This window comes from Nitratireductor mangrovi, assembly GCF_007922615.2.
Lineage (GTDB): Bacteria > Pseudomonadota > Alphaproteobacteria > Rhizobiales > Rhizobiaceae > Mangrovimarina > Mangrovimarina mangrovi.
Map to the genome: position 1 here is coordinate 2169752 of NZ_CP042301.2, position 11349 is coordinate 2181100.

Annotated in this window: 6 protein-coding genes; 3 read left to right on the top strand and 3 right to left on the bottom strand. The window is 67.8% G+C overall.

Annotated features, from left to right (window positions below):
- The first annotated feature begins 130 nt into the window (after positions 1–130).
- The 3 genes from FQ775_RS10680 to pbpC all read left to right on the top strand — a co-directional run bounded on the left by FQ775_RS10680 (position 131) and on the right by pbpC (position 8404).
- Positions 131–718 carry an NAD(P)H-dependent oxidoreductase gene (locus FQ775_RS10680; RefSeq protein WP_146298060.1) on the top strand — a complete coding sequence of 196 codons (588 nt, stop codon included), beginning with the start codon at positions 131–133 and terminating at the stop codon, positions 716–718.
- Between the two features lie 103 nt (positions 719–821).
- Entirely contained in the window at positions 822–6293 is a 5472-nt protein-coding gene (locus FQ775_RS10685) for an alpha-2-macroglobulin family protein (RefSeq protein ID WP_146298061.1), read from the top strand.
- Positions 6294–6307: 14 nt separating this feature from the next.
- Entirely contained in the window at positions 6308–8404 is a 2097-nt protein-coding gene (pbpC, locus tag FQ775_RS10690; protein WP_146298062.1) for a penicillin-binding protein 1C, read from the top strand.
- 138 nt (positions 8405–8542) lie between these two features.
- On the opposite strand, the gene FQ775_RS10695 is transcribed toward pbpC, so the two are convergent.
- From FQ775_RS10695 to boxA, 3 genes are all read right to left on the bottom strand, one after another.
- Positions 8543–9463 (bottom strand): helix-turn-helix transcriptional regulator, encoded by a 921-nt coding sequence (locus FQ775_RS10695; RefSeq protein WP_146298063.1) that lies wholly within the window; start codon positions 9461–9463, stop codon positions 8543–8545.
- 72 nt (positions 9464–9535) lie between these two features.
- Positions 9536–9991: an acyl-CoA thioesterase gene (locus FQ775_RS10700; protein WP_146298064.1), complete on the bottom strand. Its 456-nt coding sequence runs from the start codon at positions 9989–9991 to the stop codon at positions 9536–9538.
- A gap of 11 nt (positions 9992–10002) precedes the next feature.
- Positions 10003–11196 carry a benzoyl-CoA 2,3-epoxidase subunit BoxA gene (boxA, locus tag FQ775_RS10705; RefSeq protein WP_146298065.1) on the bottom strand — a complete coding sequence of 398 codons (1194 nt, stop codon included), beginning with the start codon at positions 11194–11196 and terminating at the stop codon, positions 10003–10005.
- Positions 11197–11349 lie beyond the last annotated feature (153 nt).

Sequence of the window (11349 nt, forward strand, 5' to 3'; positions counted from 1 at the left end):
CGCACAAAGGATGCACCGGGGCCGCGTCGAAAAACAACTACTGCGCCTTTCGGCCCCGGTCGCGGGCTCCGCGAACCGGCAAAACTCACCGGGCTTGGCAAGCCCGGCCACTCGCTCGTAGGAAGGCGTCATGCGCGTGCTTGTCGTCCATTGCCATCCGACGCCGGAAAGCTTTTGCGCTGCCATCCGCGACCGGGCGATGGCGGCACTCGCCACCGCCGGCCACGAGCCACGCCTGATCGATCTCTACGCCGAGGGCTTCGAGCCGGTCATGTCGGACGGCGAACGCCGCACCTACAATCTTCACGAGCCGGTCGACGACAAGCTCGTCCCGCATTTCGAGGCGCTGCGCTGGGCCGAGGCCATCGTGCTCATCTATCCAACCTGGTGGTACGGGCCACCGGCCATGCTGAAGGGGTGGTTCGACCGCGTCTGGGCCAAGGATGTCGCCTTTACGCTCAAGGCAGAAGGCGGCCGCATTGAGCCGCTGATGCGCCATATCCGCAAGCTCGCTGTCATCACCACCTGCGGCGCGCCGCGCTGGTGGTCGTTCCTCGTTGGCCAGCCCGGGCGCAAGACACTGCTGCGCGGCATCAGGGCGCTTTGTGCCCGCGACTGCCGCACGCTGTGGCTGGCCAAATACGAGATGGACACGACGCCTGAACGCGCCCGCACAGCCTTTCTCGACAAGGTCGAACGCCGCCTCTCCGCATTTTAGGCGCAATCGCCGGTCTTGCTTGCCGTTACGTGATCCGCGTTGACAAGCCTCCGCAAAGCTTGGCCAATGTGGGCGGGGCAAGAGCAGGCATCCGGAGGAAATCATGTCGACGCGCGCGGCTCGTGGCCATTCTCTTTTCGTCCTTTTTCTCCTCGTCATGTTGGCCCCGGCCTTCGGCCAGGATACCCGCCGGATCGAGACCATGCCCGATTCCGACTATTACGGCTTCGACCTGCGCACTGAGCGCGACGTGTCGCTCGACCAGTGCAAGGCCCAGTGCCTGGGCGACCCCTCCTGCCGCGCCTTCACCTACAATTCGAGCGCCGAATGGTGCTTCCTGAAGTCCGACTTCAACCAGTTGAACCCGTTCCCAGGCGCCGTGGCCGGCAAGGTCGTGGCAGCAACCGGCGAGCGCGATCTCGGCGCGCCGAAGGAACTCGCCTTCGTACCGCCCTACGTCACCGACGACGCCCGCCGTTTCCGCGGCGAAACGCTTTCGAAGGCCAATGCCGGCGGCGCGGGCCTCGTCTCCCTCGTCTCGGCCGCCGAAAACGCCATGGCCGGCAACGACCCGCGCGCCGCCATGCTCAACTACCAGAACGCGCTCGCCATCCTGCCCGACGACACCGCGATCTGGACCGGCCTTGCCGCCGCCGCCAATGCGGTCGTGCCGAACTCCGGCGAAAGCTCCTATTATTTCCAGCGCACCGCGACCGGTGCAGCGGTCAACGGCTACCTCCTGTCGCGCACGGCCAGCGACCGCGCCAACGCGCTCAACCAGCTCGCCGCCGGGCTTGAGAAGCGCAACCTGTTCCGTCCCGCGATCACGGCCTATGAGGAGAGCCTGGCGCTCGTTTCCTCGCCCGAGATCCAGGCGCTCTACGCCGACCTGAAACGGCGCAAGGGCTTCCGCGTCACCGAGCACAGCGTCGATTCCGACAGTGCCACGCCGCGCGTCTGCGTCCAGTTCTCCGAAGATCTGGTCAAGAGCGGCGTCGACTATGGGCAGTTCGTGAGCGTCGACAATCTGCAGAACGTTGCCGTCGACAAGGGCGAGCGCGAGCTCTGCGTGGCCGGCCTCGAGCACGGCGGCCGCTACCGCATCGTCATCCGCCAGGGCCTGCCGGCCGCCATCGGCGAGGTGATCGGCGAACCCGTGGCGCTCGATATCTATGTCCGCGACCGCTCGCCCTCGATCCGCTTCACCGGCGACAATTTCGTACTGCCTGAAAGCGTGCGCCGCGGCATCCCGGTCGTATCGGTCAACACCGAGGCAGCGAAGATCGCGCTTTACCGCGTCGGCGAACGCTCTCTGTCGCGGTTGCTGTCCGAATCGCAGTTCCTGCGCCAGCTCGATTCCTACGAGATGGACCGCATTGCCGACGACCTTGGCGAACCGGTCTTCGAAGGCATGCTGGAGATCGCGCCGGAACGCAACAAGGAGGTCGTTACCTCCTTCCCGGTCGACGAGGCGGTGCCCGACCGCAAGCCCGGCATCTACGTGATGACCGCCGTGCCCGAGAACGACCGCCGCGACAGCTGGGAAACCCGTGCCACGCAGTGGTTTGTCGTCTCTGATATCGGGCTCGCCACCTTCGCCGGCGAGGACGGGCTCAACGTCTTCGCCCGCTCCCTCGACAGCGCGGCGCCGATAGGCGGGCTCACACTCGACCTGGTCGCCCGCAACAATGAAATCCTCGGCACCGCCACCACCGGCGCCGACGGCCGCGCCCGCTTCGATGCCGGCCTGACCCGCGGTGACAACGCCATGGCGCCCGCCGTCTTGATGGCGCGCGGCGAAGGCGACGATTTCGTCTTCCTCGACATGACCCGCGCCGGCTTCGACCTTTCCGACCGCGGCGTCGAGGGCCGGCCCTCGCCCGGCGCGCTCGACGTCTATTCCTGGACCGAGCGCGGCATCTACCGCGCCGGCGAGACCGTGCACGCCGCCGCCCTTGTGCGCAATCCGGCCGCCGACGCTGTCGACGACCTGCCACTCACCTTCATCTTCCAGCGCCCGGACGGCGTGGAGGATCGTCGTATGGTCTCGACCGGCGCCGAACTCGGCGGCCACGCCGTCGACCTAGCGCTGCCCGAAACCGCCATGCGCGGCACCTGGACGATGCGTATCCACACCGATCCGAAGAAGCCGGCGCTGTCGGAGAAATTTTTCCTGGTCGAGGACTTCGTGCCCGACCGCATCGAGTTCGACCTGGCCGCCGAGCCTGACGAGATCGCGCTTGGCGAGACCGCGACCGTGACCGTAGACGGCCGCTATCTCTACGGCGCCCCGGCCGCGGGCCTGGCGCTCGAAGGCCAGATGGTGATTTCACGCACCCGCGAATGGGAACGGTTCCCCGGCTACGTCTTCGGGCTCGAAGACGAGGAGGACGTCGAGGACGTCCGCATCGACCTTTCCGACTTGCCGCGCACCGGTGACGACGGCCAGGCCTCCTTCCCGGTCGAAGTGACCCGCCTGCCGTCCACCACGCAACTGCTTGTCTCCGACATCTCGGTGCGTATGGTCGAGACGGGCGGCCGTGCCGTCGAGCGTTCGGTCGATCTCGGAATTCGCTCGCAGACGAATGCGCTCGGCCTCAAGGCCGAGTTCGAGGGCAATTCGGTGCCCGAAGGCAGCATCGCCAATTTTCGCGCCATTGCCGTCGACCCCGACGGCGAGCGCGTCGATCTTGCCGGCCTCGAATGGTCGCTGGTGAAGATCAACCGCAACTATCAGTGGTACCGCGACGGCAATTCCTGGCGCTACGAGCCGGTAATCTCGACCAGCCTCGTCGACGAGGGCACGGTCGATACCTCCTCTACCGCCGAGCCGCAGATTTCGGCCGCGGTCGACTGGGGCCGCTATCGGCTCGAAATCGCCACCGAGGACCCGACCGGTCCCGCCACCAGCATCGAGTTCTCCGCCGGCTGGTATGTCGCGGCGAGTTCCACGGAGACACCCGATGCGCTCGAGATCGCCCTCGACAAGGAAAGCTACGCCGTCGGCGACACCGCACGGCTGAAGATCACGCCGCGCTTTGCCGGCGAGGTGCTGGTGACCGCAGGCGCCGAAAACCTGCTCTCCGCCGTCACCGCGACCGTGCCGGCCGAGGGCGCGACGATCGACGTGCCTGTCACCGAGGATTTCGGCGCCGGCACCTATCTCACCGCAACGCTGTTCCGGCCCGGCGAGGCGGCCGAGACCCGCATGCCGATGCGCGCCATCGGCGTCAAATGGCTGACGGTCGATCCCGGTCCGCGCAAGCTCGCCATCGATCTCGAACTGCCCGCGAAGACCGAGCCGCGCCAGCCGCTCACGATTCCCGTCTCCGTCGGCGGCCTCGCCGCCGGCGAGGAAGCCTATGTGACGGTCGCGGCAGTCGATGTCGGCATCCTCAACCTCACCCGCTACGAGACGCCTGATCCTGACGGCTGGTATTTCGGCCAGCGCATGCTCGGCCTGGAAATGCGCGACCTCTACGGCCGCCTGATCGACGGCTCGCCGGGCATCGCCGGCCGGCTGCGCACCGGCGGCGACGGCGGCGGCATGGCACCTTCCGGGAAAGCGCCGACCGAGAAGCTGCTCGCCTTCTTCTCCGGCATCGTCCGCGTCGACGAGCAGGGCCGCGCCTCGGTCACCTTCGACATCCCGCAATTCAACGGCACCGCCCGCGTGATGGCGGTCGCCTGGTCACGGTCGGGCGTCGGCCACGCCGAACAGGACGTCATCATCCGCGATCCGGTGGTGCTGACCGCCAGCATGCCGCGCTTCATGGCGCCAGGCGACCAGTCGCGGCTGCTGCTCGAGATCGCCAACACCGACGGTCCGGCCGGCGAATACACCGTCTCGGTCGAAACCGGCCCCGAGCTTCTCGCCGCCACCGGCGGCCTGCCTGCCGCACTCGACCTTCCGGCCGGCGCCCGCGAGACCGTTTCCGTGGCGCTCACCGCCGACCGCCCAGGCAATGGCGAAATCTCCGTCAGGCTCGCCCACGCCTCGGGGCTCACCATCGAGCGCTCGCTGGCACTGCCCGTGCGGCCCGGCGTCATGCCGGTAACGACCCGCCGCACGGTGACGCTGGCCGCCGACGGCGGCGCGCTCAGGATCGACAGCGAGCTCTTCGCCGCATCGCTCCCGGAAGGCGCCTCGGTCACCGTCAACGTGTCGCGTTCGACCGCCTTCGACATTCCGGCCATGCTGATGACGCTCGACCGCTACCCGTATGGCTGCGCCGAGCAGACTACCAGCCGTGCTCTGCCTCTGCTTTATGTCAGCGAGCTGGCCCGCACCGCAGGGCTGGAGGAAGATCCGTCGATCCGCGGCCGGGTGGAGGGCGCGATCGAGCGCGTTCTGTCCTACCAGGCCTCCTCGGGCGCCTTCGGCCTGTGGGGCCCGGGCTCCGGCGATCTCTGGCTCGACGCCTATGTCACCGACTTTCTGACCCGGGCTCGCGAGCAGCAATATGAGGTGCCCGCCCCCGCCATGGACCAGGCGCTGCGCAACTTGCAGAACTCGCTTGCCTACGACGTCGATATCCGCTCGCGCGGCGACGAAATCGCCTATGCGCTCTACGTGCTCGCCCGCAACCGCAAGGCGGCCGCCGGCGATCTGCGTTATTACGTCGACACCCAGCTCGAGGAGTTTTCGACCCCGCTTGCGCGTGCGCAACTCGCCGCCAGCCTTGGCCTTTATGGCGACGCCCAGCGGGCCGAAAAGGCCTTCGCCTCGGCCTACGCGCTGGCGCGTACCACGCCCGGCGGCTACGGCGCCTATGGAAACTATGGCGGCAAGCTGCGCGACGGTGCCGCCATGCTTGCGCTCGCCGCCGAGACCCGGCCGGAGCCGCAACTGGTCCCGACCATGGTCAGCTATGTCTCCGAAGTGAAGAACGGCGCCCGCTGGACCAGCACCCAGGACGAGGCCTGGCTGCTGCTTGCCGCCCGCGCCCTGCAAGGGGCGAGCGACGACATCCGCCTCGGCATCAACGGCGCCGCGCACGAGGGACCGTTCTCGAAGCGCTTCACCGGCGACGAGATCGCGGCGAGCCCGTTCGGCATCGTCAATCGTGGGGGCGACCCCGTTGACGCGGTCCTGACCGTGGTCGCCGCACCCGAGCAGCCGCTGCCCGCCGGTGGCGACGGCTTCTCGATCGAGCGCAGCTATTACCATCTCGACGGCACCCCGGCCTCGATCAGCGAAGCGCAGCAGAACGAGCGCTACGTGGTCGTGATCAAGGTGCGTGAGCTGAACGACTGGCCGTCGCGCATCCTCGTCAACGACCTCCTGCCGTCAGGCTTCGAGATTGACAATCCGCGCATTGTCGGCAGCGCCGAACTCGCCAATTTCGGCTGGCTCGGGCAGACCGACGCCGTGCACACCGAGTTCCGCGACGACCGCTTCATCGCCGCATTCGACCGTGGCCAGGGCGGCGACCGCGACTACACGCTCGCCTATGTCGTGCGTGCGGTAACGCCCGGCGTCTTCGTGCACCCGGCGGCGAGCGTGGAGGACATGTACCGTCCGGGCCTGTCGGCGCGCACCGCCTCCGGCTTCATGGAGGTGACGGCCCAGTAGTGGCAGGAACCGCAATGTCGTTTCTCCATCGCACCCGGCTTCGTCGGGTCGCCATCGGCCTTGGCTTCGCCGCCGTCGTGTTGGCAGCCGGCGCCTTCGGCCTCGACCGCCTCGACCGCGCCTTCCCGCCGCCGCTCGATAAGGCCGGCTCGGTCTCGGTCGAGGTCGTTGACCGTCACGGCGCGCTCTTGCGCGCCTACGCCACAAGCGAAGGCCGCTGGCGGCTCGCCGCCGACCTCGACCGCGTCGACCGCAAGTTCGTCGACATGCTGGTCGCTTATGAGGACCAGCGTTTCTGGTCGCATCATGGCGTCGACCCGCTGGCGATAGCGCGTGCCGCACTGCAGTTTGTCGCCAATGGCCGCATCGTCTCCGGCGGCTCGACGCTCACCATGCAGCTTGCCCGCCTGCTCGAACCGCGCGAGGCACGAACTGTCGGCGCCAAGCTGCGCCAGATGGCGCGTGCGCTGCAGATCGAGCGGCGGCTTTCGAAGAAGGAAATCCTCACCCGCTACCTGACGCTTGCGCCTTATGGCGGCAATATCGAAGGCGTGCGCGCCGCAAGCCTCGCCTGGTTCGGCAAGGAGCCGGCCCGGCTCGGCCTGGCCGAGGCAGCACTGCTGGTCGCGCTGCCGCAATCGCCCGAGGCGCGCCGCCCCGACCGCCATCCGGTGAATGCGCAGGCCGCGCGCGACCGCGTGCTCGCCCGCATGGCCGGCGCCGGCGTCATCATCGAAAGCGAGGTGACGCGCGCCGCGGCCGTACCGGTCGCCTCGACGCGACATGCGTTGCCCGGTCTTGCCGCCCATGTTGCCGACGCCGCCCTGCGCGGCGATCCCGCCGTGATACGTCATCAGGTCACGGTCGACCGCGGCGTGCAGGAAGCGCTCGAAACGGTGGCGAAGACCGCCTCGGCCCGGCTCGGGCCGAAGGTCTCGGTCGCGCTGGTGCTCGCCGACGCCAGGACCGGCGCAGTGCTCGGCAAGGCCGGCTCGGCCGACTATTTCGATCCCGCCCGCGCCGGCTGGATCGACATGGCGGTCGCCGAACGCTCGCCCGGCTCGACCCTGAAACCCTTCATCTATGGCCTCGCCTTCGAGGATGGGCTGGTGATGCAGGAGACCATGATCGAGGACCGGCCGGCCAATTTTTCCGGCTACCGGCCGAAAAATTTCGACATGGACTATCAGGGCGACGTGACCGTACGCGAGGCGCTGCAAATGTCGCTCAACGTGCCGGCGATCCGGCTCCTCGACGCCGTCGGGCCGGTGCGGCTGGTCGCCCGCATGCGCCGCGGCGGTGTCGCGCCCGCCCTGCCGCGCGACGAGGCACCCGGCCTTGCCATCGGCCTCGGCGGCGCCGGCGTGACGCTGGAAGGGCTCGTCCAGCTTTACACCGGCCTTGCCAATGGCGGCCGCGTTTCGCCGCTGCGTTTCCATCCGGCCGATCCCGGCGGGAGGGACAAGGGAAGCGAACCCATCCTGTCGCCGCAGGCGGTGTGGCAGATAGCCGACGTGCTTTCCGGCGTGACGCCGCCCGAAGGCGCGACGCGGCTCGGCATCGCCTACAAGACCGGCACCTCCTACGGCTACCGCGACGCCTGGTCGGTCGGCTATGACGGCCGCCATGTGCTGGGCGTCTGGGTCGGGCGGCCCGACGGCGGTTCCGTGCCCGGCCTGACCGGCTATCTGGCCGCGGCGCCGATCCTGTTCGAGGCGTTTGCAAAATCCGGTCTCGGGGTCACCCCGCTGCCGCGACCGCCGGCCGGCGCGGTGCGGCTGGCGCGCGTCGAACTCCCCTTCCCGCAGCGCCGCTTCGCCTCGTCTCAGGGCGTCGCCGAGACAGCCCCAGTCGAACCGGCGCCCGAGATCGTGTTTCCGCCCGAAGGCGCGCGCGTCGATCTCGGCCTCGCCGCGGGCGGCGCCATGCCACTGGCGCTCAAGGTCAATGGCGGCCGCGCGCCGTTCCGCTGGCTCGCCAACGGCCGCCCGGCGCGCATCTCGGCCCGCCGCCGCACCGGCTCCTGGGTGCCCGACGGCGCCGGCTTCTCCACCCTGACGGTGATCGACGCCGCCGGCCGCGCCGCCAGCGTGAAGGTGTTTCTGGAATAGGCCCGGACATTGCAAGACCGTTGCCGCACACAACCAACGTTGGCGATCTGCAGGTAGGTTGCCGCCGCCCCACCTTCTCCCCTTGTCGGAGAAGGTGCCTGAACGAAGTGAAGGCGGATGAGGGGTTAAGGCCCCCGCCTATCCTACCGCCCGACCAACCTCGCCCAAGCTCGCCAGCACCTCTTCCAGGCTCTCCTCGGGGCTGTGGCCGGAGGTATCGACATGGATGCCGGCGCGCGCGTAAAGCGCCTCGCGGCTGGTGAGGATCGAGCGCAGCTCCTCCATCGCTGCCGGATTGCCCGCCATCGGCCGCGTGTCACCCTGCGCGCGCACCCGCGCCATGTGCTCCTCCGGTGCTGCCTTCAGCCACACCGTGTGGAAATGCCTCAAGAGCAGATCGAAGGTCTCCGGTTCGGAAACGATGCCGCCAGCCACTGCCAGCGCGATCTCGTCATGGGTCGCCACGATCCGCTCCACTGCCTGCCGCTCCAGCCGCCGGTAGCCTTCCTGTCCGTAGAGCGCCATCACCTCGTTGACCGGCATGCCGCTGGCCGCCTCGATCTCCTGGTTGAGTTCCAGAAACGGCAGCCCGAGCCGGTCGGCCGCCATGCGCGCCAGCGTCGACTTGCCGGCCCCCCGCAGCCCGATGAAGGCGATGCGCCGCGCCCGCCTGAGGCTCGGATGTTCCGGATCGAGGATGGCGATCACCCGCCGGCGTTCCTCGGCGTTGGCGCGTTGGAACAGTCGCGAAACCGTCACCGTATCGGAGGACCACGGGTCGTCGGACGCGACCAGCCATTCGATCCTGAGGTCGAGCGCCTCGGCGATGCGCCGAAGGAGCAGGATCGAGATATTGCCTTCGCCGCCTTCGAGTTGGGCGAGGTAGCGCTGCGACACGCCCGATTTTTCCGACAACACGCGCCGCGACAACCCCTTTCGCGCGCGCGCCGTGCGCACGCGCTCGCCGACCAGCGCCAGCAGCGCCCGGTTGGCCGCCTCCTCGCCGGCGGCCGTTTCGGGCGGCGTTGCCCGTCCGTCGAAGCCGACAATTTCGTCCATGTCTTGCCACCTTGGGCTCGAATTTATGCATTATAATGCATAAATTTCGCCGATTCGCAAGCTAGCGAGAGCTTATCCCGAAACGGCGAGCGGCCCGATCAGCGCCCGGATGTCGGCGGGTGCGGCCTGCTTGCGGAAACTCTTGGCCTCCACGAAGACGCAGACGAATTCGCCCTCGAAGCAGAGTGTGTCGTCCTGAAAACCGACGACCCGGAACCTGACCGAGCTTTCGCCGAGTTTCAGCAACCTCACCTCGCAGGAAAGCACGTGCCGCGGCGTTACTGGCGCGCGGAAATCAAGGCTCATATGCACGAAGGGCGTGCCGACATTGCGGTCGAGATTGAGCTCGTACCAGCCGTCGCCGACATGCGCCTGCCACCAGGCGTCGATCGCCTCGAGCGCGAAGTTCGGGATGCGCCCGGTATAGGCGATCAGTGCCGGGTCGCAGTCCGCCCAGCGCACATGGATCCGGTGCCGGAAGATTGTCTTCGCCCCGGCCCGCCCGTCGCCTTCGACCTTCGCGTCCATGCGCCTCCGCCTCAATAGGTTTCGACATGATAGCGGCCGCTCTCGCGCATGGCGTCGCGCACCGCTTTCCAGTCGAGCCCGGCTCCGCGCGCAATGTCCGAGAACGCCTCCTCGACGCCAGCCTCCATCGCCTTCAGCCCGCAGACATAGACGTGCGTCTTGTCCGAAGCGAGCATCGCGGCAACCTTGTCCTTTTCGGCGCGCATGCGATCCTGCACATATTCGCGCGGGCTGCCGGCGACGCGGCTGAACACCAGGTGTTTTTCAAGCAGTTTCTCCGGCACCTTCTTCAGCGGCCCGAAATAGGGCAGCGATTCCGGCTGCCGCGCCCCGAACACCAGCGTCATGCCGCCGGTCTCGCCGGTGACGGAACGCTGGCGGCGCATGGTGAAGCCGCGGAACGGCGCCGAGCCGGTGCCGGTGCAGATCATCAGCAGATGCGCATTGGCGTCGTTCGGCATCAGGAAGGTCGAGCCGAACGGCCCCGTGAGCTTGACCTCGTCGCCGCGCTTCAGGTCGCAGACATAGTTGGAGCAGATGCCTTGCGGCTCGCGCTTCACCGTCAGCGACAGATTGTTGGTGTTCGGCCGCTCGCCGTCGCGCGGCGAGGAGATCGAATAAAGCCGCATGCGGTGCGGGCGGCCATTGGCGTCGGTGCCGGGCGGCGCGATGCCGACGCTCTGCCCTTCCAGGACAGGAAACGAGGTCGCGCCGAGATCGAGGATGATGTGGCGCACATCGGAATCGGCGTCTTCCGCCGTCAGGCGGTAATTGCCCTGCACCACCGCCTTTACCGGGTTCGACGCGGTGAAAAGGTTGACGGTCGGCTTCGACGCCGTCACCGGCGCCTTGGCCGCGCCTCCGGCACCCTTGTGCGCCTCCTCAAGAAGCTTTGCCACCTCGTCGTCGAGCGCCTCCAGCGAGCCGCCGCCCTCGCCGCCGTCCGACAACTCCTCCTGCTCGGGCAGTTCCATCCAGGAGAGCTGCTCTTCCAGCGAATAGGGCTGCTTGACCACGCGCCAATTGTCGATCGAGCCGGTCGGGCACGGCGCGATGCAGCTCATGCAGAAATTGCAGATCGATGCGTCGACCACGACGTTGTTCTCGTCATGGGTGATGGCGTCGATCGGGCATGCCTCCTCGCAGGTATGGCAGCGGATGCAGATTTCCGGATCGATCAGGTGCTGTTTGACGAGCGCGTTCATGAGAGCTCACTCCGTCGTCTTGTGTTCGACAACCCCTCATCCGACGTCGCTTTGCTCGGCCACCTTCTCCCACAAGGGGAGAAGGTCAGACGCCCGCCCTTCTCCCCTTGTGGGAGAAGACGGCGCCGAAGGCGACGGATGAGGGGTTCTTTC